This is a genomic window from Commensalibacter sp. M0268 (assembly GCF_016101925.1).
GTDB lineage: Bacteria > Pseudomonadota > Alphaproteobacteria > Acetobacterales > Acetobacteraceae > Commensalibacter > Commensalibacter melissae.
In genome coordinates this window covers 736,312-761,459 of sequence record NZ_JACFPQ010000001.1, presented here as the reverse complement: position 1 = coordinate 761,459, position 25,148 = coordinate 736,312, and the positions used below count along the sequence as shown (strand labels likewise).

The following is a 25,148-nucleotide window of genomic DNA, read 5'->3' as shown; positions in this document are numbered from 1 at the left end:
AGCTGGGGCAAGACCACGACCTATGGCAAGACGGCCATTGACACGGTCGTGAACGGAACAAACTCGGTCACCATCAATAATGAAATTAAATTGTAGAAAAATATGTTAATAGTTTTTTAATGAATAACGATTGAGTATTTATAAAAAATTAGATAATTTTATCATTAAAAATGATATGAATAATTAATGGAAATAAATTAATAAATTATTATACAAAACGTATAATATATATTATGCCAACTCGTTTTATAAAAAATATATATTTTTATCAATTGGTTCTTTAAAATTTTAAATATGACTCCAACCTAATTTCCCTAATTTGATTTCATTATCATATTCATCCAAAATGTGTATTTGACCATTGTTATATTCTATACAATAACCAATTTTTGTTAATTTGATACCAACACGTTTAGATTCTTCAAGTGCTTTATTTTCTTTGTTAACAGGTATTGTAAAAATAAGTTCATAATCATCACCGCCTGTAATATACGTTTGAAAATAATCCTTTTGAAATTTTTTAGCCTCATTTGATAATGGTATTGAATTGGTATATATAACTGCGTCAACCCTACTTTCTCGAGTTAAGTGACTAAGATCCTGTACAAGACCATCTGAAATATCCATGGCCGCTGATGCAATTTGATTTAATGATAATTCAATCCTAGGTTGAGGTATATGATAACGATCAATAAAATACTGATTGGTAGATATTTTACCATCCAAAGCTAATAAACCCATGGCAGCATCACCAATGGTTCCTGTCACCCAAATCCCGTCAGTTGGTTTAGCTGTATTTCGACGTATTGCTTGACCTTTTCTAACTTTTCCTAACATTGTTACTGATAAGGTCATATTATTCAAATTTTTTGTTGTATCTCCTCCAAATAGAGAAAGACCATATTTCTTTTGATCATGGGCCAATCCTTTTGTGAAAAGATTCATCCACTGGTGGTTAAAATATTGATCTGGAAGTGATAATGCCAATAAATATCCATATGGTTTTGCCCCCATTGCAGCTATATCAGAAATATTACATCTCAACAATTTGCGAGCAATAAGATCAGCTGGATCATTTTTAAAAAAATGGACACCTTCAGACATAGCATCCATAGTCAAAACAATTTCTTCATTTTGATTCAAAGATACTATTGCAGCATCATCTGTGAGATCAAGAGCTTCAGGGCCACTTAATTTTTTAAAATATTGATCAATAATCTGAAATTCGGGTGGCAATTCCATAAATTAGGCCTTGTTTTCCATCTCTTTCCTTAAACGGTTAGCAAGATTATTTAGAATTCCATTAATCAATACAGATTCATCACCATTACTAAACGCATGTGAAACATCGATATATTCATTGATAATAACTTTTTTTGGTGGTTCAATATTATCAAGTAAAAGTTCTGTAACTGCAGCTCTTAATATGGCTCTAATAATAGGATCCAATCGTTGAAAAGGCCATTCATTTGGTAACGATGATTTAATTATTGTATCAATTTCTGGAGATCGATGTACAAATCCCTGAACAACAGAAGTAAAAAGTGGAATGTTAGGGATATGAGTTTTACCATCAATATAAGTTTCATCATGAAAATCAGGTGAAATACGATGAATCAGAAATTGCTCTATCAATAAATTTGCAGCTTTTTCAATACCCTGTTCCCATTGAAAAATAGCCTGGACCGCTGCAATTCGGGTTAACGTTCTTGGCCTTTTTATTATATTTTTTTGGTCGCTCATTATCATCCTAAAATTAAAAAACTTATATTAATTATAATCTACTATTTTTCATGATGTTCAAGGGTAGGAAGAAGTTCGGCAAAATCTTCAATAACCTGAAAATCACAGTAAACACTGGCAAAACGTATATAGGCAACCTTGTCAATTTTTTTCAGCATTTCCATGGTTGCAGCACCTATAGATTCAGATGAAATAACATTGTCACCTAAATCAACAAATTGTTTTTCTAGTTTATTGGCAATCTGATCAATATCTGTAGCCCTAAAAGGACGTTTACGCATTGCAAGTTCGATTGAACGCACAAGCTTTTCTTTATCAAACGGAACTCTTTGTCCATTTCGTTTCAAAACCATCAAGTCTCTTGGTTGAATTCGTTCAATAGTTGTAAAACGCTGATTGCATTTAATACAAATGCGTCTACGTCGGATGGCAGTCCCGTCCTCTGTGGAGCGGCTATCCTTGACCTGGGTATCTTCATTTCCACAAAATGGACAGAACATTTTTTAACCTATATCCCTAATAAAATAATGAATGTAATAATATTTTATTAATAATAACAATAACGGATTAAAATACGGATATTGATATTCAATTTATCTTTAACTTAATAAAGTACATTGAAATCAAATATCAAGGTTTGCAACGGTCAACGCATTATCAACAATAAAATCTCTTCTTGGTTCCACAACATCACCCATCAATGTTGTGAAAATTTCATCTGCATTTTCAAGGTCCCCCACTTTTACCTGCAATAAAGTCCGTGTAGCAGGATCAAGAGTTGTATTCCAAAGCTGATCATCATTCATTTCACCAAGCCCTTTAAAGCGATTAATGGCCAAACCTTTTTTTCCGTTATTCATTAGCAATTCATATACTGAAGATGGACCGCTCACTTTTTCATCTCTTTTATCAATGGACAAGTTTGCAGGTTCATTAAAATCAGTAATCAATTTTTGCCTGTGCTGATTAATCCAAGCAGCATTTTTACTTTTAATAATGGATAAAGGTATAGAATAAGATTCCTTGACACCTCTCACTACACGATGAATTTTCATTCCATCTTCAACACTGATTTGCCATCCTCTTTCTGATTTTGCGGATAAACTGTCAAGTCGATCTTGTAATTCCTGGCGACATTTTGGATCATTCATATTATCTTCGTTTAAAACACCGCACATGACCGCTTGTTCGAGAATCCATAAAGGTGCATATTTTTCAAAAAATCTCAAACGATGAAGTATAGATGAATAATCTTTTACATGATTTTCAAGCTCGTTTTCTCTAAGCTCTGTTCCATCGGCCAAGTACAAAGATGTATTATTTATCGCTTTTTTCAATAGATAATCTTCAAGCGCTTCATCATTTTTTAAATATCGTTCGTCATTACCTCTTTTTGCTCTGTATAGTGGGGGTTGCGCAATATAAACGTATCCCTTTTCAATCAGTTCAGGCATCTGACGGAAAAAGAAAGTTAATAATAATGTACGTATATGTGATCCATCCACATCCGCATCTGTCATAATAACAATCTTGTGGTATCTTAACTTTTCAAGAGAAAAGCCACCTTGTTCAACATCTCCTCTACCAATACCTGTTCCAAGGGCTGTTATAAGCGTACCAATTTCAGCAGAATTTAACATTCTGTCAAATCGTGCACGTTCAACATTCAAGATTTTGCCTTTTAGTGGTAAAATTGCTTGAAAACGGCGATCCCTTCCCTGTTTTGCAGTACCACCAGCTGAATCTCCCTCAACAATAAAAATTTCCGATTGTGCAGGATCTTTTTCCTGACAGTCAGCTAATTTACCGGGTAAGGAAGAAACGTCCAGAACGCCTTTTCTTCGGGTAAGCTCTCTGGCTTTACGTGCTGCTTCACGAGCTGAAGCAGCATCAAACGCTTTGGAAATGATTAGTTTTGCTTCTTTTGGATGGGTTTCAAACCAATGGCCAAGCATATCGGATATTGAATTCTGAACAGCGGGTTGAACTTCCGAGGATACAAGTTTATCTTTTGTTTGAGATGAAAATTTAGGATCAGGAACTTTGACAGATAATATGGCGGTCAATCCCTCACGCATATCATCTCCTATTAATCCAAGGGATCCTTTTTTATTATTATTTAAAACTTCATCCGCATATTTTCCCACTATACGTGTTAGGGATTGACGAAAACCTGCGAGATGAGTTCCACCATCCTTTTGGGGAATGTTATTTGTGAAACATAATACATGTTCATTATAGGTATCGTTCCATACCAAGGAACATTCCACTTTAATGTTGGTTTTTTCGTTATAGAAACTACCGGTAATGGGATCAATAAGGTTATTTTTCGATTTAGTTAACCATTTGACAAATTCACTTAGACCACCCTCGTAATGGAATTCTTCCTTTATAACTTTATCTTCACGTTCATCTGTAACGATTATTTCCATACCTGAATTCAAAAAGGCCAGTTCACGTAGGCGGCGAGTTAATATTCCAAATTCAAATACAATATGCGTAAAAATTTCTTTACTTGGTTTAAAGGTGACTTCAGTACCAGTCGGTTCATCACTTGATCCTTTTTCCGTTAAGGATTGAACTGTTTCACCATTTTCGAAACGGATAAAATATTCCTTACCATTTCGCCAGATACGTACTTCCATCCATTCAGACAACGCATTGACAACTGCTGCACCCACCCCATGGAGCCCACCTGAAACTTTATAGGAATTCTGATTGAATTTTCCCCCTGCATGCAATTTTGTCAACACTACCTCAGCAGCACTTATTCCCTCTTCAGGATGAATATCAGTGGGTATGCCACGACCGTTATCCCTGACTCTTATGCTGCCATCTTTACATAACGTTAATATACACTGATCGGCAAATCCGGCTTGGGCTTCATCAACGGCATTGTCAACGATTTCAAATACCATATGATGCAATCCGGATCCATCATCTGTATCTCCAATATACATGCCGGGTCTTTTCCTAACTGCCTCCAACCCTTTTAATACAGAAATTGAAGAGGCATCATATTCATTATCACTATCATTATTTAAATGAGATGAATGAATTGAATTATCGTTAGTATTAACCATGTTCAATGGGGCTCCAGAAATAATTAAATTTATATTTATTTTTATTAAACAACAGATGGGTAATAATGCGCATAAAAGAACATTTATTTTACCAGAAAGAATAAATAATCATACTATTTTTCCATGATTTAAGTTTAAAAAATCGTAGTTTTTCTCAAAATCATAAAAATCAGATATCTCGTTCCCTGTGATAATAACAAAACTATCAATATCAAGAAGACTGGAAAGTAGAATTTTCCTATGATAGGAATCAAGATGCGTGAGTGGTTCGTCCAAAAGTAACAAAGGTTGAATTTTCTTATTTGTTTTAATTAATTCAAGTAGTTTTAATATAACACTAATTAAAATCGCTTTTTGCTGACCTGTACTCGCCATCTGCGCAGAAATATTACTTTTATTTTCAAAAAAGACAACATCCATCCGATGGCAACCTAAAGCAGTTGATCTATTCTCCGCATCTTGATCTCGATTCATTTTCCATTTCTGTTTCAGATAGTCTTCCGTTACCAAGGCAGGATGTTTCATAAGATAATCTGCAATGGAACAATTTAATTTTAACAGGGTTTCAGGAAAAGCTTTTTGTATAATATTTATTTGATTTAATTGCTGGATAAAATTAATTCTCGCTGCAGTTATAGCCACGGCATGTCTTGCCATTGATTCTTCAACCGCTTTCAGCCAATTATGATCCAACACATTTGCTGAAAGTAATTTATTTCTTTGAAAAAGTGATTTTTCATAAGCTGCCAATTCTTTGGCATAATATCCCTCCAGACTAATTATAAGTTGATCAAGAAACCGTCTTCGACCAGAGGGACCTTCTAAAAATAGTCGATCCATTTGAGGTGTTAACCAAACAGCCGCAAGATAGCGGGTAATTTCATTCTGATTTTGAATTATATTGCCGTTAATCCTGTATTGTCGTTTTGATGAAAAAGGAAAACAACCCGTAGAAAGTGTAAAATTGCTATCATATTGCTGATTTGAAAATTCACCTACTATCCCCCATCCCTGAGTCTGATTATTATTATTGGCCAAATCTTCAATTCTTGCTTTACGTAATCCTCTACCAGGAACCAACAAGGACAACGATTCTAATAGATTTGTTTTACCACTTGCATTTGGACCGTAAGCCACGATTTTTTGGCTTGGAACAGTCCAAACAAGTCGTTCAAAATTACGGAAATTTGTTAAAGTAAGACGTTCTAGCTTCGTCATACTCATTATATAAGCATCTAAATAAGAATATTAAACCCGCATTGGCATTAATACATATAATGCAGAAGGATCATCAACATCACGAACAATTGTCGGGGCTGAATTGTCAGCAAGAATAAATTCTACCTGATTGTCAATCTGGTCGGTTATGTCATTTAAATATCGTGCTTGAAATCCAATTTCCAACGGCGTGGATTCATATTGAACTTGTGAACCGTCAAGTTCTTCCTTTGCATTGCCTTGGTCAACGCTGCTCGCAGATAAAACAAGGGAATTGTTATCCAAAGACAATTTGACAGGACGGGATCTTTCCATACTAATTGCAGCCACTCTTGCCACAGCTGTAGCAAAATCTTGTTTTCCAACCCGTAAAACCTTTGTATTGTTTTTGGGAATGACCCTTTCATATTCCGGAAATGTACCATCAATTAACTTGGACGTTAATGTGACACTTCCAAAATTTAACTGAATACGGGTATCAGATAACATGATCTGGATATTTTCTTCCGCTTCTTCCAGCAATTTATATATTTCATATATAGTCTTGCGGGGTATTATTATACCAGGTATGTTTTCTGCACCTTCAGGCATTGTACATTCGACCTTGGCTAGACGATGACCATCAGTTGCGACAGCGCATAATTTATTTTCGTTTTCACTGTTTGTAATATGAAAATATATGCCGTTTAAATAGTAGCGCGTTTCTTCAGTTGAAATAGCAAATCTTGTCTGTTCAATAAGTTTTCTGAGCACCTCAGTTGAAATCTGAAAATTATGGGGAAAATCACCAGACGTCATGGAAGGAAATTCTTCTACATCCAGTACATTCAGGCTGGTTACATACTTGCCCGCCCTTAGCGATAATGGCATATCAATACTTGTATGGGTCAGTTCGATTATAGCACTGTCAGGCAGCTTGCGTACAATTTCATATAAAACCGAAGCCGGCGCGGTAACAGCGCCATTTTCCAATGATTCCGCTTGAATGGTTTCAACAATTGCGATTTCCATATCTGTCGCAGTTAATGTCATTTGTCCATCCTGAACCTCAATTAAAACATTGGCAAGAATGGGAATAGTATTACGTTTTTCAGCCACACTTTGAATATGCGCCAGGGCCTTAAGTAATATTGTACGATCAACCTTTAGTTTCATTAACTAAAACCTATTCAAGATATATATAAACAATATAAAATGCTATAAATTATAATGTTTAGCAGTATTCTAATACAAATACCACAGGAAAATGTCTTAAGTTTCCAACATTCTGCGAAGTAACTCCACATCTTCAGCAAATGCAGAATCTTTTTCCATCAATTCAGCCACTCTACTAATGGCATGCATCACGGTAGTATGATCCCTGTTCCCGAATTTTCTGCCAATTTCAGGTAATGACCTGCTTGTTAATTGTTTCGCCAAATACATTGCGATCTGTCTTGGTCGTGCAACTGCACGGGCTCGTCGGGCAGATGTCATGTCCGTTTGACGAATATTGCAGTGTTCAGCAACCTTTCTTTGAATCTCCTCAATTGTAACACGTCGTTCATGGGATTTTAAGATATCATGAAGAACTTCTTGGGTTGCTTCCAGTGTTATGGGACGTCCGAAAAGATTTGCATGTGCGATTAAACGGTTTAGAGCCCCTTCAAGCTCTCTTACATTTGTAGTAATTTTATGAGCCAGAAATTCCATTACTTTTGGTGAGATAACTACCTTGGCGGATGCCGCCTTAGCTTCTAGAATGGAAATTCTTAATTCATAAGTTGTAGCATGAATATCAGCAACCATTCCGCACCCTAATCGTGTACGCAAACGATCTTCCAGCCCCGATAAATCAGAAGGTGATTTATCGGCAGATACGATGATTTGGCGACCCGCATCAATCAAGGCATTGAATGTATGGAAAAATTCCTCCTGTGTATTGTCTTTGCCAATCAAAAACTGTAAATCATCAATCATCAAAACATCAACCGATCGCAATTCTTCCTTAAATTCTATTGTGGATTGAGAACGAATAGAGGCAATAAAACGGTACATAAATTTTTCAGCTGACATATAGGAAATTGAAATATTTCCTGCCTTTGCCAATTCAAATCCGATTGCATGCATCAAATGGGTCTTACCCAATCCTACCCCACCATATAGAAATAATGGATTAAACCCTGTGCTTGAAGGGCATTCAGCCACTCTTCTTGAACACGCATAGGCAAATTCATTTGGTTTACCGACTATAAAATTTTCGAAGGTAAATCGTGGATCTAACTGTAAATGTAAAGGAAGCTTATCTTCTTCTTTTGCCTTATCTCCCAAACTGGTATCATTATTAATAACATTTATAGAATGGGCTTCCTTAACATGATTGAGTTTAGTATCTGATTTTTGTTGGTTTGAGAATTCTGTTTTAATATTATCTATGCCAGAATATTTTTCCGCATCGGAACTGTTTTTAAGAGATAAAATTTGATCATTTTCAATTTTTGAAGCCAGTTTTAACTCTACTCGACGAATTTGAGGCAGTTCAGCATGCCATAACTGACTTAACTTGTTGTTGTATTGAGCTCTAACCCAATCTCTTAGAAAACGGGTGGGTAGATATAAGGTCAGTTCATCTTCATCAATTGCGCCAAGCGTTATTTGCTTCAACCATGTACGATATTCCACCTCACCAACTTCAACCTGCAGGCGGCTACAAATACGCCCCCAATGTATTTCCAATATTGATTTAAGTGTATTGGAGTCTGCATCCTGAAGCGATAATTTAAATTCTTGAGATTCGTTTGTGGGTTCGGACATACGTAAAGAAAACTTATTGAATATGAAAAGTAAGCAGATGTTTTATAACGGTTTCTTTAAAATACACCTCTTTTATACTTTTATAAAGTACCAAAATTTTCCTGATTATAATTTATTATTTCAACATTTAAAGTAAAAAAAACCCGATGAATGATATTCATTCGTCGGTTTTCTTTTATAAAGCGAGTTTACAGCAAAATATGTAATTTGCTGTATATATTTAAGTCAATAACTAAGCTGTTTTTAAATTCTTGATCTTTCCTGCCAAGCGAGAAATTTTACGAGCAACAGTATTTTTGTGCATAATACCTTTTGTGCATGCTCTTTGCAATTCTGGTTGTGCATGACGAAGTGCTTCAACAGCGCCTTCTTTGTTTCCTGCCAAAAGAGCTTCTTCAACTTTTTTTACAAAAGTACGAACCCGCGACTTGCGAGCCTTATTACGTTCAGTGCGTTTTAAAGTTTGACGTATACGCTTACGCGCAGATGCGATATTCGCCATGGATTTCCTGTTTGTCTATTTTCGTTTAAATGGATTAATACTACACATTAATGCATGTTATTAATAGCTTACTGTTCATACGTCAAGCGAATTATTCAATGATTTTTTCATTTTTGGCAAATTTCGCAATAAAAACTTGAACGTCCTGCCTGAACCGTTCTTTTTATAACTGTTTTTCTTCCCTTTTGTAAACAGTAATTACACAATTCGCCTTCTTTACCATAGACATTCCATTGCATTTGGAAATAACCTTTTTCGCCATTTGAATGAACATAATCACGCATACTAGATCCTCCCGCCTCGATCGCTTTGAGCAAAATGGATTGAATGGATTGAATCAATAACAGAATTTCTTGTCTTTTTAATTCACACGCACTTTGAAAAGGTGAAATTCCAGCAAGAAATAAAGATTCACAAACATAGATATTACCTAACCCAGCAATAACACGTTGATCAAGCATTGTATTTTTAATACATTGTTTTTTAAGTTTAAATTTTTCATGAAGATAATCACATAATATTGCCTGATGAGAGGAAACGTTAATCCCTGTATCGGGAAAAGGTTCGGGTCCCATCATTTTTAAAAGATTATGTATCGTATTTGTTGGAAACAAATCTATTATTCCAAAACGCCTTGGATCTATAAACTGAAGACATTCACCTTCATGGGTTAATATCGTTAGATGTTCGTGTTTTTGTTTTTCATAACCTGATCCAGAAGGTTGCACGATAATTTTTCCAGACATTCCCAAGTGAAATAAAACGGTCAATCCGTTGTTTAATTCCATTAAAATATATTTGCCACGTCTATTAAATTTTACAATTCTGGTATTTGCCAAGCATGTTTCTAATGTTATAGGTATAGATTGACGTAGGTTAATTCGATGGCGTTGAACGTTTTGGATTGTATGATTAGTCAATTTTTTTTCCAATCCACGTCTAATTATTTCTACTTCGGGCAATTCTGGCATAAGTTTTTCTGAAAATTAATCGTATGAAAAATAATAATGATACCGCTTCTCAATCCAACGAACATATTACTGATTTTGGATTTCGACAAGTTAATGATAAAGAAAAACCTTCAATGGTAAAGGCTGTTTTTGATAGTGTCGCACAAAAATATGACATAATGAATGACTTAATGTCATTGGGCATTCATCGGGTTTGGAAACAGATATTTATTCAAGAGCTGCATCCCACCCCCAATTTAACATTACTTGATTTGGCTGGAGGTACAGGGGACATAAGTTTTGGTTGGTTAAATCGAGGAGGTGGCACGGTTTTTTTAACAGATATTAATTACAGTATGCTTCACGTAGGTCAGGAACGTACACTTGACCTTGGATATGTGGACAATATCCATCTTTTTTGTGTTGATGGGGAGAAAATTTGTTTGCCTGATCGATCTGTTGATCGTGTAACTATTTCATTTGGCTTGAGAAATTGTACACACAAGAATCAAGTTCTAGAAGAGGCACGACGGGTATTGAAACCGGGGGGAAGATTTTTATGTCTTGAATTTTCAAAATTGATCATTCCCTTTTTACGCCCTCTATATGATGCATGGTCTTTTCAGGTATTGCCACGTATAGGTCAAATTATTGCCAAGGATCGTGATAGCTACCAATATCTGGCAGAAAGCATTCGTACTTTTCCAGATCAGGAAACACTTAAATCTCTGATGGAACAGGCTGGATTGGAACGTGTTACTTATCAAAACCTTTCCGGTGGAATAGCAGCAATCCATTCAGGTTGGCGCATATAATTAGTTACAATTTGAAAAAAATTCCATGACACCCAAAAACATTTTACTTATCATTTCTGGCGGAATAGCAGCCTATAAAGCTTTAGAACTCATAAGTCTATTTCGCAAAAATCATCATAATGTAAAATGTGTTTTGACGCAATCAGGGGCTGAATTCATTACTCCCCTTTCTTTGCAAACCTTAAGTGGCAATGAAGTTTACCAAGATTTATTTTCATTGACCCAAAATCATAATATTGAACATATTTCATTAACCAGAGAAGCGGATCTTATAATTATCTATCCCGCCTCTGCCAATTTGATTGCAAAAATTGCCTTGGGTATTGCCGATAATCTTGCCAGTACTATTATTTTAGCCGCACCACCAACTATGCCTGTTCTTATTGCTCCGGCAATGAATGTTCATATGTGGGAAAATCCTATTACACAAAATCATATACAAACACTTAAAGAAAGAAATATGGTCATTGCAGGACCCGCAAAAGGAAAGATGGCCTGTGGAGAGTATGGTTATGGACGCCTTATCTCTCCAGATAAATTTACAGATCATATTCGTAATGTCTTGGTGCCTGATCGCCCCTTGGAAGGCAAGAAAGCACTTGTTACAGCTGGCCCAACTTTCGAACCGATTGATCCTATCCGTTTTATAGGTAATTATTCATCAGGCAGACAAGGTTATGCTATTGCAGAAAGCATACGGGATGCTGGTGCAGAGGTTACCCTGATTTCAGGACCCGTATCACTATCACCACCTGACAATATAAACACCGTAAAAATTAAGACAGCTAATGAAATGCTAGATGCATGTCTTGCACATTTACCTGTAGATATGGCTGTTATGACTGCTGCAGTTTCTGATTGGCGAGTCAGGAATGTTGCCAAACATAAAATCAAAAAGACAGCGGATATTCTCCCACCAATTCTGGAAATGGAAATCAATCCTGATATTCTTGCAAAAATTTCTCAACTTAAAAATAATCGTCCAAAACTTGTTATCGGATTCGCAGCGGAGACTGAAAACCATTTAAAAAATGCAGTTGATAAAAGAATACGTAAAGGTTGCGATTGGATAGTTGTTAACGATGTCCAATCTTCAACAAATATCATGGGGGGCTCAGAAAATGAGGTGACAATTCTGTCATCCTCTGGTAAGCAGCATTTTGAGAGAGCCAGTAAAAAAAAGATTGGATATCTTTTGACGCAGGAAATCATTACATTTTTCAAATCAGAAAATAGGGGGTAATTAACATGTCCTTGGCACCCTTTCCTAGAATTCGAGTAAAAAGGCTGGCACATTCTATAGAGCTGCCACTCCCTTCCTATGCAACCATTGGTGCGGCAGGAATGGACTTACTGGCTGCCGTTAATGAACCGATTACAATCTTATCGCAAGAAATAGCGCTTATTCCTACAGGGTTGCAAATAGCTTTACCCCATAATTATGAGTTGCAAATCCGTCCCAGATCAGGATTGGCCATGAAACATGGAATATTACTTCCCAATTCTCCCGGTACAATTGATGAAGATTATCGTGGTGAAGTTAAAGTAATTTTATTGAATACAGGGAAAGAATCCTTTGTGGTCGAGCGTGGTATGCGCATTGCGCAAGCTATTATAGCCCCAGTTATTCGGGCAGTTTGGGAAGAAACAGATATTCTCGAAGAAACGGAACGATCGTGTGGAGGTTTCGGAAGTACGGGTGTCTGATCATTTTTTATACAATATGATCGAGTTTAGTTAATAATTATCGTTCAATCTAACAATAAAATACAATTAAGAGGACTAGGCGGGCAAATGAAAAAACAGAATATTCCCGCCAGCGTAACTGTTCAATCGAAACCAAATATTTTTGATGCAATCACCATTATATGTGTGATTGCACTAGGGGTATCGATTGCAACAGCTACACGGCACGTTATACAACCCTTGAATATGCCAAATGCGCAACTTATACACCTGGATCCCATCTATTTGCCAGGATATGCCATGCGTACAACTTTACGCATGTTTGCCGCTCTTTTCGCTTCTTTACTTTTTACCTTTGGATACGCAGTCTTAGCAGCCAAAAGTCGTAAGGCGGAAATGCTGCTAATTCCTGTTCTCGATATATTGCAATCTGTGCCCATTTTAGGGTTTTTAACCTTTACAGTTGTCTTTTTTATGGGATTATTTCCCGGCAAAATTCTTGGTGCCGAACTGGCTGCAATTTTTACGATTTTTACCAGTCAGGCATGGAATATGGCATTTAGTTTGTATCAATCCCTCAAAACGATACCTCCTGACATGGAAGAAGCCGCACGTTGTTTTGGTTTAACTGGATGGCAACGTTTTTGGAAACTGGAAGTTCCATTCGCTATTCCAGGATTGATCTGGAATATGATGATGTCCATGTCCGGTGGCTGGTTCATGATTGTCTATTCAGAAACAATCACTGTTGGAAATACAAACATTGTTTTGCCTGGAATAGGATCGTATGTAGGTATGGCAATTGAACAAAGAAATCTGGCCGCAATTTTTTATGCAATTGGAGCAATGTTGTTTGTTATTTTGGCATATGACCAATTACTATTCCGGCCCTTGGTTGCATGGTCATCAAAATTTAGATTTGAAACTACACAAAGCGAAACAGACACTGCTCCTTGGTTTTTACGTCTTATACATAAAACCTATTTTATTCGGTGGGTAATGACCTTTATTGGTAAATTAATGCATAAGATTGCCAACCTGCCTCTTGGCAGGAAAAATAATTTCTTCAATGAAAAATTCATTGCAACAAAAACATCAGATGTCATTTATATTTCTGTATTATGTTTTCTGGGCATAATCGCTGGTTTTTATATCTATCACGCTGTCCATGACCAATTGACCATTCATGAAATTTTATATGTTATCTGGCTGGGATTTTTAACACTTTTAAGAGTTATAAGCATGATAATTCTGGCAAGTATCATTTGGGTACCTGCAGGAATATGGTTGGGATTACGTTCCAAATGGGCAAAAAGAACACAGGTAATCGCGCAATTCATGGCTGCCTTTCCAGCCAATCTATTTTTTCCTTTTTTTGTTGTTGGAATTGTTCATTTTCACTTAAGTAGTAATATTTGGTTGACGCCATTGATGATCCTGGGAACACAATGGTACATTTTATTTAATGTTGTTGGTGGTGCCTCAAATTTTCCCGGAGATTTAAGAGAGGTGGTAAACAATTTACAAATCCATGGAAAATTATGGTGGTTTAAGGTTATGTTACCTGCCATTTTTCCCTATTATGTTACAGGAGCACTCACTGCGTGTGGAGGAGCTTGGAATGCCTCCATCGCTGCAGAATTAGCAAGTTGGGGCAATACAACCTTGATTGCTGAAGGTTTGGGATCATATATCGCACTTGCAACAGAAATGGGCAATACATTTAAGGTCGGACTTGGCATGGTTGTAATGTCGGCCTTTGTCATTCTTTTCAATCGGATTGTCTGGCACCCTTTATATAGTTTTGCGCAACGACGCTTGTCCTTTATCTAAGGAAAAAACCATGAATCAAAAACAGGATATTTTACTTCAAATCAAGAATTGTCAAAAATCATATAAAAAAGATAATAATTCTGAATTGGTGGTTTTAGATAACGTCAATTTAACCTTGAAACAAGGGGAGATTGTCGGATTATTGGGACGCTCTGGCTCTGGAAAATCCACTTTATTGAGAATTATTGCTGGTTTAACCCCACCAAGCAAAGGAGAGGTAAAATGGAAAAACCAATTATTGTCAGGTCCGGCAAAGGATGTAGCTATGGTTTTTCAATCTTTCGCTCTTTTTCCATGGTTGACTGTACAAGATAATGTTCAGTTGGGACTTGAAGCAAAAAACACCCCACGAAAAAATATGGAACAGTTAAGTGAAGAGGCAATAGATCTTATTGGTTTAGGGGGTTACGAAAAGGCTTACCCAAAAGAGCTTTCGGGTGGAATGCGTCAACGTGTTGGATTGGCAAGAGCGTTGGTAGTGCATCCAGATCTTTTATTGATGGATGAACCTTTTTCTGCCCTTGATGTTCTTACAGCTGAAAATTTAAGAACTGATCTTATTGAACTGTGGGTAGAAAAAAAATTACCAGTAAAATCCATTTTGATTGTTACACATAGTATCGAGGAAGCTGTATTGATGTGTGACCGTTTACTTATATTTTCTTCAAATCCGGGTACAATTGCCCACGAGTTGGAAGTTACGTTTCCTCATCCCCGTAATCGGGAAGATCCGGCTTTTCGACAATTTGTTGACCGGATTTATATTCTCATGACTCATCGTGATCCAATCAATGTCGATCCAAACAATATCGATATGAAACAAGCGGTAAATAATCGTTATGCAGCGCTTCCACGTATGTCAATGAATCTTATGATCGGTATGATGGAAACATTATATACAGAACCCTATTGTGGAAAGGCAGATTTGCCTCAATTGGCCAAGAGTCTGCAAATGGAGCTGGATGATTTACTGCCTATTGGTGAAACCTTGCAAATGCTTGAATTCGCTGATATGGCCGAAGGTGATATCCGCCTAACTGATTTGGGAAAAAAACTTGTTAATTCTGAATTGGAAGAACGTAAGGATATATTCCGTAAGAGTTTGATAAAAAATGTTTCATTGATTCGTTCGATACGTTCCATTCTGGATGAACGACCCAACCATAGAGCAAGTGCTGAAAGGTTCCGCGATGAATTGACTGATACCATGTCACCAAATTCAGCACGTCAGACTTTGTTAACCATTATTGGTTGGGTCAGATATGCAGAAATTTTTGATTTTGATGAGGAAACTGACCAGTTTTTCCTTGATGAAGATGACAAGAATATTGATAAATCATAATATTATTTTTTTAGGTAGTCGATAAATTTCTGTCGGAATTTTCGGACTTTTGGTTCAATTACAGCCTGACAATAAGCCACTTCAGGATGTAATTCAAAATAATTTTGATGTTCTTTTTCAGCTGGATAGAATTTATCCAGCATTTTAATTTCTGTTACAATTGGATTTTTCCATATTTTTTCATCTTGAATTTCTTTTTTAACTTTATAGGCAATTTTTTCCTGCTCTACAGATGCGGGTAAAATTATTGAACGATATTGCGAACCGATATCTCCACCTTGTCGATCTTTCGTCGTGGGATCGTGAATAACAAAAAATAATTTTAATATGTTATCAAGACTAATAGTATCAGGATCATAAATGATTTTTACCACTTCGGCATGCCCAGTTTGATTAGTGCATACCTCCTTATAAGTTGGGTTTTCAGTATATCCTCCTGAATAACCCGGTATAATAGTACGGATACCCTTAACATTTTTTAAAATTGCTTCTATACACCAAAAACATCCGCCACCCAAAACTATATTGTTTGTTAATTGATTTTTTTCATTTCCATACATATTGTTTCCTTTATACAAGATAAATTTTTTTGATGAATAATCAATTATAATATTTGTAAATATTTGTACAATTAAAAGGATATTGAATTACCTTTTCAACATCCTTAATAGTTGAAAATTTTACTTTTAATTTAAATGCAATAAAGCGGTTTTAAATCGCTTTTCAGATTTTACCAACTGTTTTAACCGTTCACGATTTTCTTCAACAATTTCAGGTCTTGCCTTACTAAGAAAATTCTGGTTGGATAATTTTTTATTCAGCTGTTCAATTTCCAATGCAATTTTTTCGATTTCCTTTGTTAAGCGTTCTTTTTCTTTCTTTATATCAATAATGCCTTGTAAGGGTAAGACCAAAATTGTATCATCTATAATTGTTTGAATCGAACCAGATGGTATTTCATTCTGTAATTTGGCAATAGATTGCACTCTGGCCATTCTGCCAATGGCATCTGACCATTGTTCAATAATTTGGAAATATTTTTGATCAATATCTTTAACCAGAACAGGTATTAGTTTTGCTGGCGGGATATTCATTTCAGCTTTTAAAACACGAATTTCAGTTATTAATTTTATTATAAAATCTATTTCATCATTTGCCTTTTGAGAAATAGCTGTCTCTAATTCATAACTTTTTGGCCATGAAGACGTGATCAGGTTTCCTTTTTTACCAAATCCAAATTCAGCCCAAATAATTTCTGTTACAAACGGAATAACGGGATGTAAAATTTTTAATAAATTCTTTAATACAAAAGCAGTGATTGTTCTAACTTCTTTTACTGTATCGTGGTTATTTTTTTGAAACGCTGATTTTGCAAATTCTAAAAACCAATCACAAAATTTATCCCATGTAAAATGATAACAAATAGAAGCATATTCATCATAACGAAAATTATCCAGAGCAGCTGTGGCCTGTCTAATCGTTTTTGATAATTCTGCTAAAATCCATTGACTTAGGGATAACTGAATATCGGATGGTGAATATTCAGTATTTTCAGTCACTTGATTCATTTCGCAAAATCGTGCAGCATTCCATAACTTGGTGATGAATGTACGATATTCCTCAATACGTTTTTTACCTAGTTTGATATCTCGACCCGGCCCTGTCAAAGCGCAAATAGTGAATCGCATTGCATCAGCACCGAACTCGTCGATTATTTCAATAGGATCGATACCATTCCCTTTGGTTTTGGACATTTTTTGACCTTTTTCGTCACGTACAAGTCCATGTAAATAAATGGTTTTAAAGGGAATATCTTTCATAAAATGCATTCCCATCATCATCATTCTCGCAACCCAAAAGAAAATGATATCAAAACCTGTTATTAACACGTTTCCGGGATAATAACGGTCTAATTCTATTGTTTCATTTGGCCACCCCAATGTCGAAAATGGCCACAATGCGGATGAAAACCATGTATCCAAAACATCTTCATCTCTTCGTAATTCCTGCTTACATCCATAATATTTTAATGCTTGCTGTTTAGCCTCGTTTTCATCATAGGCTACAAAAACAGTATTATCAGGACCATACCACGCGGGTATTTGATGCCCCCACCATAATTGGCGACTTATACACCAGGGTTGCAGATCCCTCATCCAAGCAAAAAAAGTGTTTTCCCATTGTTTGGGAACGAATTTCATCCTTCCCGATTGTACCGCCCTGATAGCAGGTTCAGAAAGCGTTTTTGCGTCACAATACCATTGTGTGGTTAATCTAGGTTCAATAACTGCCCCTCCACGTTCAGCATGAGGAACCTGATGTTTATGCGATTCTATTTTTTCAATATATTCAAGTTTTTTTAATTCTTCGACAATGATTTTACGTGCTTTATCACGAGGTAATGATTGTAAAGAACATATAAAATCTGATTTTTCATTTTCAGATAACTCATTTAGATCAATTGCTGCACTTTCATCCAAAATTGTTATCAATTTCAGGTTGTGACGACGACCTACTTCAAAATCATTAAAATCATGAGCAGGTGTAATTTTCACTGCTCCTGTACCTTTTTCAGGATCTGAATATTCATCGGCAACAATTATAATTTCACGATTAGTTAATGGAACAATAACTTTTTTGCCTATTAGATCTTTATAACGGTCATCTTCTGGATGAACAGCGATTGCAGTATCACCCAACATTGTTTCTGGACGAGTTGTTGCAATAATGATAAATTGAGTATTATCCTCTACTAACGGGTATTTGATATACCAGAGATTTCCCTGTATTTCTCTATTTTCGACTTCAAGATCGGAAACGGCAGATCTGAAAACAGGATCCCAGTTCACCAAACGCTTATCCTGATAAATCAACCCTTCTCGATAAAGCGTGATGAAAACTTTTTTGACAGCTTCAGACAAACCTTCATCCATTGTAAAGCGCTCTCTCCTCCAATCAAGAGATGCACCAACCCGTCTCAATTGTTGGGTAATTTGACCACCAGATTCCTCTTTCCATTGCCAGACACGTTCAATAAATTTTTTCCTGCCCAAGGTTTTACGGTCAATGCCTTGAGCTGTTAATTGACGATCAACAACTAATTGAGTCGAAATACCGGCATGATCCGTACCTGGTTGCCACAACACATCATATCCCTGCATACGACGAAACCTTACAAGGGTATCCTGTAAGGTCATCGTTAGGGCATGTCCTATGTGCAAGGTACCCGTCACATTTGGTGGCGGGATCATTATGGCAAAAGGTTTTCTTTCATTTATTTCCGGGTTGGCTGAAAAAGAACCATTTTTTTCCCATATATGGTATATATCGTTTTCACAAGCAGATGGATTAAATTTTTTATCTAACATTTATTATTTTTATTATACTAAAGAAAAATTATTAACGTCCAGGTTGATCCTGTGCGTAGTCACTCATACCCCACCATCTGTTTTTAACAGCATTATAATATGCTGTATAATCATAATGGGGAACATTCAGTTTAAGGTCTTGTGCTGTTAAACGCCCAATGGCTGAAGCAATACTATAAGATGCCGTAACCATTGAGCTTAAATTCTGAATAAGTGTGGTTTGTGAATTTAACAAGGTTTGTTGCTGTTGTAACATTTCCAATGTTGTACTTGTTCCAACAACAGCCTGTTTTTCAACACCAGCCAAAGCAATGATATTTGACGCAATGGCTGCACGGTTGCTTGCTATGGCCGCTTTGGCTGCCATTAATTTTTGCCAGTTTGTAGAGGCAAGTTGCATGGCACTTCTTCGTTGAGAACTGACTTGACGATGTGCAGCCTGAGCCAACTGTTTTGCTTCACGTATTTTAGAATATTCCGCACCACTTTGATAAATGGGAATGTTTAATTGCAACATACCCATTTTTTGATCTGATGTATTTTGTCCTACTCCTTGATTGACCATGCGTTGATAGGATAAAGAAGCATTAAGCTTAGGCATAATTTCCGATATAGCCACATTTACATCATCTTTTTGTGACGCTTCAGTAAACAGGGCTGAAATCACGTCTGGATTGTTTGATGCTGCCTGTGCAATTGCTTCTTGTTCTGTTTTGATCGGTAAAATCAGAGGTTGAGGTGGTTTGAGATTAGGAGCTGGCGCAATCCCCACAACTTGGGTATAGGTTGCCTCAGCACCACGCAAATCTCCTTCAGTCGTTTGACGCTGTGCTCGTGCTGCGGCTAATGCCGCTTCTGCCTGTGCAGAATCGGTTCGCGTAACTTCTCCAAGATTAAAACGCTGATGTGTGGCCTTGACCTGTTCAGCCAGAATTTTTTCATTGTTAATATTAATCTGTAACAGCTGCTGATATTGTATAACAGCTACATAAGCATCAATAACCTTGCTAAAAACCTTTTGTTCAGTTGATAAAAGTTTTGCCCTTTCAGCCATGACCTTGTTTATTGCCTCATGCGTTTGAGCAGTCGTTTTCCCACCCTGATAAATAGGTTGTGTTATATTAACATTTGCACCATATCCAAGTCGTCCACCTGATTTTTGTTCTGTAGTAGATTTAGGATAATGAACCCCTGCAGCACCTAATGCCGGTTCAGAAACACCTAAGTTATAACCCTCTGTCACAACACCAGTCAAACCAGTCGTGATAGTCGGTCTCCAACCTGCATGTGCTGTCGAAACCTGTTCATCCACGGCTCTCAAGCTGGCACGTTCCTGTTGCAAATCTGGATTGGTTAGATAAGCTGTCGCCAGAGCTTCTTCAAGCGTATGCGGAATAAAACTTGGCATACCTGATCCATCATAATTTTGAGCATATACAGTAGTCGATGCAAAAAATGTTAATAAACTTATTCCAAAATTACGATTGACGATCATGATAATACCTTATTAATAACACTTCAAAATAAAATAGCAGCTAAAAAATATAAATTATTTCATGAATTCTGGTAAATAAGGTAAGGCAGCATAAAAACTTTTTTGTATTACTATACCTTCATCAGTCTTTTTTGCTGTAACTGCATGACCTATATCACCATCTTTTTTTAATACCGTAATAATATGACCATTTTTATTTAATTGATCAATCAGTTTTTTTGAAATTTCCTTAATACAGCCGTCAATTATTATGGCATCATAAAATTTATTTTTTGGATATCCATTTTGTAATATTCCATCACACCATTGCACGTCAGATGCATATTCATTACAGAATTTTTTTCCAATAACAGACAACTTTTCATTTTCTTCCAATGCATATACTTCCGCACCCATTAAGGAAATAATGGCTGAAAGATATCCAGTCCCTGCACCAATAACCAATATTTTTTGCTTTGCCTCAATATTTGCTAGTTGAACAAGTCTGGCAAGCACTCTTGGCTCACTAAGATACCGTTGATCAAAAAGTGAAATATTAATATCTGAATAAGCCATTTCTTTTTGGTTATTCAGAACACAATATTCGCGTGGTAAAACACGCATTATTTCTATTAATTTAACATGACTGACTTCAGCTGGACGTAACTGATTTTCAATCATGTTTTGCCGGGCCTGAACAAAATCAAAATTCGGATGGGTCATTGTTTATAAAATCTCTATATCTATGCTTTCAAAATTAATACCATGAACTACTCAAATATGAAAAGTAAAGTTTTTATACATTTTTTTCTTGACCTTTTTACCAATTTCATTGATATAGGCAATAGCTTGATCAAATGGTCCGGTGGCAGAGTGGCTCATGCAGCGGATTGCAAATCCGTTTACGGGGGTTCAATTCCCTCCCGGACCTCCAGATCTCAAGATTGTTTCACTTTAAGACGAGAGAGAATAAAGTCTTTTAATCTGTTAGGCATAACAAGATCAATCCATTTTAGATAAACAAACAATTTAGGCATAATTAGCTCTGTTTTTCCCTCATCAACCGCTTTAATTATTTTTTGAGTTGCGGTTTCTAATGAAATCATAAAAGGTTTGTTACATTCCAACCTTTGGCTCATGGGTGTATCGACAAATCCAGGAGTAATTAAAGTGATTTTTATATTCCATTTTTTCACGGAAATTCTCAAAGAATCAACAAAACGACTTAAACCGGCTTTTGAACTACTATAGGCAGTTGCAAAAGGCAATGAATGAAATGCAGCAACTGAACCGACAAAGACCAATTGTCCATAAATTCCACGATCAATCATTTGTTGAGCTATTTTATTACCCATTATACATGGTGTTACATAATTTAAATGCATCAGTTTCAATAATAACTCATCACTTTCCAAATTGTTTTTATCCTCCCTTATATCCCCAGAACCGGCAGCCATGATTGCCATATCAATTGTATAATTGCTTAATAATGTTTCCAGTTGGCGTAAGCTATTTTTTGAATCTGCAAGATCGATACTAAATATTTGAACCTTTGCCCCTTTGTTTAGACATAATTGTGCCGCTCTATTTAACTTTTCTTGAGAACGACCCCATAAAAAAAGAGTTTTGCCTTTGTTTGCACATGCTATTGCCAACGATTGGCCTATTCCACTGGAAGCCCCGGTAATCAGAATATTTTTTGCAGAATTAAATTGAGTTTTTGGTTGATAATTTAAGGTTTGATTGTTTTTTGATAAATTTATATCTATCAAGACAAAATCCTTTTATATATAAAAGCAGAAAATGCTATTTTATAGTTTACATTGGTAAAATTCAAAAATAATAATTCATAATTTCTATGGTTTTTACATGTCCCTTAATTCTTGCTCCATCAATAATATTGATATTGTTCCTGTTCAAACCAAACAACAGCTTAAACTTTTTATTCAATTGCCACGTCTTCTATATAAAGGTTTATCTGGATATGTCCCTCCCTTGGACTGGCAAGAATCAAGCTTATTAAATCCAAAAAAATCAGCTTTTTTTCGATATGGTTCAGCAAAATATTTCATAGCATATAAAAATCATCAACCTGTTGGACGTATTTCTGCACAAATTGATCCGAATGCGTTAAGACAATGGAAGGAACCTGTCGGTTTGTTCGGTGCATTAGATGCAATTGATGATTTATGCGTCGTAAAAAAATTAATAGACGCTGCAACCAAATGGTTGAAACATAATGGCATGGAAAAAATCAGGGGACCTTATACTCTAAATGCCAATTCTGAAATAGGGATAATGATAACAGGGCAAAATGCCTTACCAACCGTTGCCATTCCCTGGCATCCAACCTGGCTTCATCACCATGTTGAAGCAGTCGGTCTTGAAAAAGCCATGGATCTACTTTCATATCAGATGAAATTCGGTCCACAAGCTAAACAGGCCCATAAAATACCTGCAGGTTTGAAAATGGGATGTGGAAAATTGGGTAACATCACAACCAGAAAATTAAATACAAAAGAAATTGCGCGGGATGGTGAAATTCTTCGCCAACTTTACAATGATGCATGGCATGATACTTGGGGCTTTGTTCCTCTCACCTCAATCGAGATGTCTGTATTAATTAAAGATTTAAAATCCATGCTAAAACCTGATAATTTTGTTCTGGTTGAACAAAATTATATTCCAGTGGCTGTTGCTTTGGTAATTCCCAATATTTATGATTTAATCATTGATATCGGACCTGATCCATCCCTTTTGGGATATAGTAAATTGATTTATCGAATCTTACGACACCAATTTCATTCAGCCCGCGTTATTTTGCTTGGTATAAGTGGATCCATAAGAGATACAGCTCTGGGAGCTTTGATGCCATCATTGGTTATATCCGAACTTTTTGAACGTGGAGAAGTTTTACCCTATAAAACAATTGAATTGGGATGGATTTTGGAAACAAATCATGGTATGCGAAACTTAATTGAACGGATTGTTCCAGAACCTAATAAAATTCATCGAATGTATGAAATGAAAATATAAAAAAAATTTTTAGTACGTATAAATCTGTTCAAATCGAGCTTTATCTATAGGAGAAAGTAACAGCGTTACCTGAATGATTTTTTCGCTATCATGACGCTCAAGAATTTCTCCATGATCATAAAGCCATGCTAAAGCTGAACCATCAACAATATCAATAGCATATGTCAATTTTTCCATTGAACATTGCAATCTTTGATCAATTTTAGAAATGAGCGAGGGTAGATTTTGTCCTGTCAAGGCAGATACACCGACAATATTATCATTTTTGCCTGTTAATTCAGTATAATCTACTAGGTCGATTTTATTGAGAACTTCAATTGTCGATGACCTCCAGTTTTCACTCAATACATCATCTTTCACCATCATGTCCAATACAGAAGAAACATCTTGTTGTTGTTGACGGGTCTCTGGATGTGAAATATCTCTTACATGTAAAATGATATCCGCTTCGGAAATTTCTTCAAGCGTTGCTCTAAAAGCAGCTATCAATTCGGTTGGGAGGTCGCTAATAAAACCAACTGTATCAGAAAGAATGACTGTTTTTCCTGATGGCAGATCAATCTTGCGCATGGTTGGATCAAGTGTAGCAAAAAGTTGATCCTGAGCATGAACAGAAGCCCCTGTCAAATGATTGAATAAAGTGGATTTTCCTGCATTTGTATAGCCAACCAAGGCAATTATAGGAAAAGGGACTTTTCTTCGAGCCTTACGATGCAATCCTCTTGTCCTTCGAACCTGTTCAAGATCTTTTTTTAAACGAGTAATCCGTTCATCAATCAGCCTTCTATCCGCTTCAATTTGGGTTTCACCGGGCCCCCCCATAAACCCAAACCCACCTCTCTGCCTTTCTAAATGAGTCCATGATCTAACTAGTCGGCTACGCTGATATTGAAGGTGGGCAAGTTCAACCTGTAACACACCTTCTCTGGTCTGCGCTCTTTCACCAAAAATATCCAGTATTAAGGCTGTTCGATCTATAACCTTACAATTAAGTTCTTTTTCAAGGTTTCGTTGCTGAATTGGACTTAAACGTGCATCAAAAACAACAACTTGAATCTTTTTCTCAATAATAACAGATTTTAATTTTTCGATATTTCCCCGCCCTATTAAGGTTGAAGAACGGAATGACCGAATATTTATAATCTCTCTATAGACAATATCAATTTTAATAGATGATACTAATCCAACAATCTCATCAAGCCTAGATTTAGAATTCCTATCATTTTGTTTTAGATTTACATCCCATGGAACAATGACTGCAGCAAAATTTGATGATTTCACTGAATCGGATTCAATCATAAATAT

At 36.1% G+C, this 25,148-nt stretch carries 21 protein-coding genes and 1 tRNA gene; 7 read left to right on the top strand and 15 right to left on the bottom strand.

Annotated features, from left to right (window positions below):
* Positions 1 to 288 precede the first annotated feature (288 nt).
* From thiL to mutM, 9 genes are all read right to left on the bottom strand, one after another.
* Positions 289 to 1,242, bottom strand: a complete 954-nt coding sequence (gene thiL, locus H3R28_RS03450; RefSeq protein WP_198208748.1) for a thiamine-phosphate kinase — start codon at positions 1,240 to 1,242, stop codon at positions 289 to 291.
* A 3-nt stretch (positions 1,243 to 1,245) separates the two neighbouring features.
* The gene (gene nusB, locus H3R28_RS03445; RefSeq protein WP_196424697.1) at positions 1,246 to 1,743 is read right to left on the bottom strand and encodes a transcription antitermination factor NusB; all 498 of its coding nucleotides are present in this window, start codon (positions 1,741 to 1,743) and stop codon (positions 1,246 to 1,248) included.
* A gap of 41 nt (positions 1,744 to 1,784) precedes the next feature.
* Positions 1,785 to 2,243, bottom strand: coding sequence for a transcriptional regulator NrdR (nrdR, locus tag H3R28_RS03440; protein ID WP_122123554.1), 459 nt, complete (start codon positions 2,241 to 2,243; stop codon positions 1,785 to 1,787).
* A gap of 123 nt (positions 2,244 to 2,366) precedes the next feature.
* The gene (gyrB, locus tag H3R28_RS03435) at positions 2,367 to 4,826 is read right to left on the bottom strand and encodes a DNA topoisomerase (ATP-hydrolyzing) subunit B (protein ID WP_198208749.1); all 2,460 of its coding nucleotides are present in this window, start codon (positions 4,824 to 4,826) and stop codon (positions 2,367 to 2,369) included.
* A 108-nt stretch (positions 4,827 to 4,934) separates the two neighbouring features.
* Positions 4,935 to 6,044 (bottom strand): DNA replication/repair protein RecF, encoded by a 1,110-nt coding sequence (gene recF / locus H3R28_RS03430; RefSeq protein ID WP_198210974.1) that lies wholly within the window; start codon positions 6,042 to 6,044, stop codon positions 4,935 to 4,937.
* 30 nt (positions 6,045 to 6,074) lie between these two features.
* Positions 6,075 to 7,199 (bottom strand): DNA polymerase III subunit beta, encoded by a 1,125-nt coding sequence (gene dnaN, locus H3R28_RS03425; RefSeq protein WP_198197210.1) that lies wholly within the window; start codon positions 7,197 to 7,199, stop codon positions 6,075 to 6,077.
* 96 nt (positions 7,200 to 7,295) lie between these two features.
* The gene (gene dnaA, locus H3R28_RS03420; RefSeq protein ID WP_198208751.1) at positions 7,296 to 8,837 is read right to left on the bottom strand and encodes a chromosomal replication initiator protein DnaA; all 1,542 of its coding nucleotides are present in this window, start codon (positions 8,835 to 8,837) and stop codon (positions 7,296 to 7,298) included.
* Positions 8,838 to 9,069: 232 nt separating this feature from the next.
* A complete protein-coding gene (gene rpsT / locus H3R28_RS03415) occupies positions 9,070 to 9,339 on the bottom strand; it encodes a 30S ribosomal protein S20 (RefSeq protein WP_110437968.1) in 270 nt (89 codons plus the stop codon).
* 107 nt (positions 9,340 to 9,446) lie between these two features.
* Complete coding sequence (gene mutM / locus H3R28_RS03410) at positions 9,447 to 10,310, bottom strand: bifunctional DNA-formamidopyrimidine glycosylase/DNA-(apurinic or apyrimidinic site) lyase (RefSeq protein ID WP_198208752.1); 864 nt, start codon at positions 10,308 to 10,310, stop codon at positions 9,447 to 9,449.
* 23 nt (positions 10,311 to 10,333) lie between these two features.
* Between mutM and H3R28_RS03405 the strand changes: the two genes are divergently transcribed.
* The 5 genes from H3R28_RS03405 to H3R28_RS03385 all read left to right on the top strand — a co-directional run bounded on the left by H3R28_RS03405 (position 10,334) and on the right by H3R28_RS03385 (position 15,965).
* The gene (locus tag H3R28_RS03405) at positions 10,334 to 11,104 is read left to right on the top strand and encodes a class I SAM-dependent methyltransferase (protein WP_198208753.1); all 771 of its coding nucleotides are present in this window, start codon (positions 10,334 to 10,336) and stop codon (positions 11,102 to 11,104) included.
* Positions 11,105 to 11,129: 25 nt separating this feature from the next.
* Positions 11,130 to 12,347, top strand: coding sequence for a bifunctional phosphopantothenoylcysteine decarboxylase/phosphopantothenate--cysteine ligase CoaBC (gene coaBC, locus H3R28_RS03400; RefSeq protein WP_198208754.1), 1,218 nt, complete (start codon positions 11,130 to 11,132; stop codon positions 12,345 to 12,347).
* A 5-nt stretch (positions 12,348 to 12,352) separates the two neighbouring features.
* Entirely contained in the window at positions 12,353 to 12,811 is a 459-nt protein-coding gene (gene dut, locus H3R28_RS03395; RefSeq protein WP_198208756.1) for a dUTP diphosphatase, read from the top strand.
* An 87-nt stretch (positions 12,812 to 12,898) separates the two neighbouring features.
* On the top strand, positions 12,899 to 14,623 hold the full coding sequence (locus tag H3R28_RS03390; protein ID WP_198208758.1) for an ABC transporter permease subunit: 1,725 nt from the start codon (positions 12,899 to 12,901) through the stop codon (positions 14,621 to 14,623).
* Between the two features lie 10 nt (positions 14,624 to 14,633).
* Entirely contained in the window at positions 14,634 to 15,965 is a 1,332-nt protein-coding gene (locus H3R28_RS03385) for an AAA-associated domain-containing protein (RefSeq protein ID WP_198208760.1), read from the top strand.
* Between the two features lie 2 nt (positions 15,966 to 15,967).
* Here the strand turns inward: H3R28_RS03385 and msrA are convergent, their stop codons facing one another.
* From msrA to H3R28_RS03365, 4 genes are all read right to left on the bottom strand, one after another.
* On the bottom strand, positions 15,968 to 16,525 hold the full coding sequence (msrA, locus tag H3R28_RS03380) for a peptide-methionine (S)-S-oxide reductase MsrA (protein WP_198208762.1): 558 nt from the start codon (positions 16,523 to 16,525) through the stop codon (positions 15,968 to 15,970).
* Positions 16,526 to 16,651: 126 nt separating this feature from the next.
* Complete coding sequence (locus H3R28_RS03375) at positions 16,652 to 19,333, bottom strand: valine--tRNA ligase (protein ID WP_198208770.1); 2,682 nt, start codon at positions 19,331 to 19,333, stop codon at positions 16,652 to 16,654.
* A gap of 31 nt (positions 19,334 to 19,364) precedes the next feature.
* The gene (locus tag H3R28_RS03370) at positions 19,365 to 20,828 is read right to left on the bottom strand and encodes a TolC family outer membrane protein (protein WP_110437977.1); all 1,464 of its coding nucleotides are present in this window, start codon (positions 20,826 to 20,828) and stop codon (positions 19,365 to 19,367) included.
* Between the two features lie 54 nt (positions 20,829 to 20,882).
* Positions 20,883 to 21,530: a protein-L-isoaspartate O-methyltransferase gene (locus tag H3R28_RS03365; RefSeq protein ID WP_198208772.1), complete on the bottom strand. Its 648-nt coding sequence runs from the start codon at positions 21,528 to 21,530 to the stop codon at positions 20,883 to 20,885.
* A 136-nt stretch (positions 21,531 to 21,666) separates the two neighbouring features.
* Here H3R28_RS03365 and H3R28_RS03360 point away from each other — a divergent pair.
* A tRNA-Cys gene (locus tag H3R28_RS03360) sits at positions 21,667 to 21,741 on the top strand.
* A 4-nt stretch (positions 21,742 to 21,745) separates the two neighbouring features.
* On the opposite strand, the gene H3R28_RS03355 is transcribed toward H3R28_RS03360, so the two are convergent.
* Positions 21,746 to 22,579, bottom strand: coding sequence for an SDR family oxidoreductase (locus H3R28_RS03355; RefSeq protein ID WP_198208774.1), 834 nt, complete (start codon positions 22,577 to 22,579; stop codon positions 21,746 to 21,748).
* Between the two features lie 97 nt (positions 22,580 to 22,676).
* On the opposite strand from H3R28_RS03355, the gene H3R28_RS03350 reads away from it, so the two are divergent.
* Complete coding sequence (locus H3R28_RS03350) at positions 22,677 to 23,843, top strand: hypothetical protein (protein WP_198208776.1); 1,167 nt, start codon at positions 22,677 to 22,679, stop codon at positions 23,841 to 23,843.
* A gap of 9 nt (positions 23,844 to 23,852) precedes the next feature.
* On the opposite strand, the gene hflX is transcribed toward H3R28_RS03350, so the two are convergent.
* Entirely contained in the window at positions 23,853 to 25,142 is a 1,290-nt protein-coding gene (hflX, locus tag H3R28_RS03345; protein ID WP_198208778.1) for a GTPase HflX, read from the bottom strand.
* Positions 25,143 to 25,148: the final 6 nt, after the last annotated feature.

Excerpts from the sequence above, each read along its gene's own strand:
- dnaN (WP_198197210.1), bottom strand. The coding sequence starts at position 7,199 with ATGAAACTAAAGGTTGATCGTACAATATTACTTAAGGCCCTGGCGCAT.
- mutM (WP_198208752.1), bottom strand. The coding sequence starts at position 10,310 with ATGCCAGAATTGCCCGAAGTAGAAATAATTAGACGTGGATTGGAAAAA.
- recF (WP_198210974.1), bottom strand. The coding sequence starts at position 6,044 with ATGACGAAGCTAGAACGTCTTACTTTAACAAATTTCCGTAATTTTGAA.
- nrdR (WP_122123554.1), bottom strand. The coding sequence starts at position 2,243 with ATGTTCTGTCCATTTTGTGGAAATGAAGATACCCAGGTCAAGGATAGC.
- H3R28_RS03390 (WP_198208758.1), top strand. The coding sequence starts at position 12,899 with ATGAAAAAACAGAATATTCCCGCCAGCGTAACTGTTCAATCGAAACCA.
- gyrB (WP_198208749.1), bottom strand. The coding sequence starts at position 4,826 with ATGGTTAATACTAACGATAATTCAATTCATTCATCTCATTTAAATAAT.
- dut (WP_198208756.1), top strand. The coding sequence starts at position 12,353 with ATGTCCTTGGCACCCTTTCCTAGAATTCGAGTAAAAAGGCTGGCACAT.
- H3R28_RS03365 (WP_198208772.1), bottom strand. The coding sequence starts at position 21,530 with ATGACCCATCCGAATTTTGATTTTGTTCAGGCCCGGCAAAACATGATT.
- nusB (WP_196424697.1), bottom strand. The coding sequence starts at position 1,743 with ATGAGCGACCAAAAAAATATAATAAAAAGGCCAAGAACGTTAACCCGA.
- H3R28_RS03375 (WP_198208770.1), bottom strand. The coding sequence starts at position 19,333 with ATGTTAGATAAAAAATTTAATCCATCTGCTTGTGAAAACGATATATAC.
- H3R28_RS03385 (WP_198208760.1), top strand. The coding sequence starts at position 14,634 with ATGAATCAAAAACAGGATATTTTACTTCAAATCAAGAATTGTCAAAAA.
- H3R28_RS03350 (WP_198208776.1), top strand. The coding sequence starts at position 22,677 with ATGTCCCTTAATTCTTGCTCCATCAATAATATTGATATTGTTCCTGTT.
- H3R28_RS03370 (WP_110437977.1), bottom strand. The coding sequence starts at position 20,828 with ATGATCGTCAATCGTAATTTTGGAATAAGTTTATTAACATTTTTTGCA.
- dnaA (WP_198208751.1), bottom strand. The coding sequence starts at position 8,837 with ATGTCCGAACCCACAAACGAATCTCAAGAATTTAAATTATCGCTTCAG.
- msrA (WP_198208762.1), bottom strand. The coding sequence starts at position 16,525 with ATGTATGGAAATGAAAAAAATCAATTAACAAACAATATAGTTTTGGGT.
- H3R28_RS03405 (WP_198208753.1), top strand. The coding sequence starts at position 10,334 with ATGAAAAATAATAATGATACCGCTTCTCAATCCAACGAACATATTACT.
- rpsT (WP_110437968.1), bottom strand. The coding sequence starts at position 9,339 with ATGGCGAATATCGCATCTGCGCGTAAGCGTATACGTCAAACTTTAAAA.
- thiL (WP_198208748.1), bottom strand. The coding sequence starts at position 1,242 with ATGGAATTGCCACCCGAATTTCAGATTATTGATCAATATTTTAAAAAA.
- hflX (WP_198208778.1), bottom strand. The coding sequence starts at position 25,142 with ATGATTGAATCCGATTCAGTGAAATCATCAAATTTTGCTGCAGTCATT.
- coaBC (WP_198208754.1), top strand. The coding sequence starts at position 11,130 with ATGACACCCAAAAACATTTTACTTATCATTTCTGGCGGAATAGCAGCC.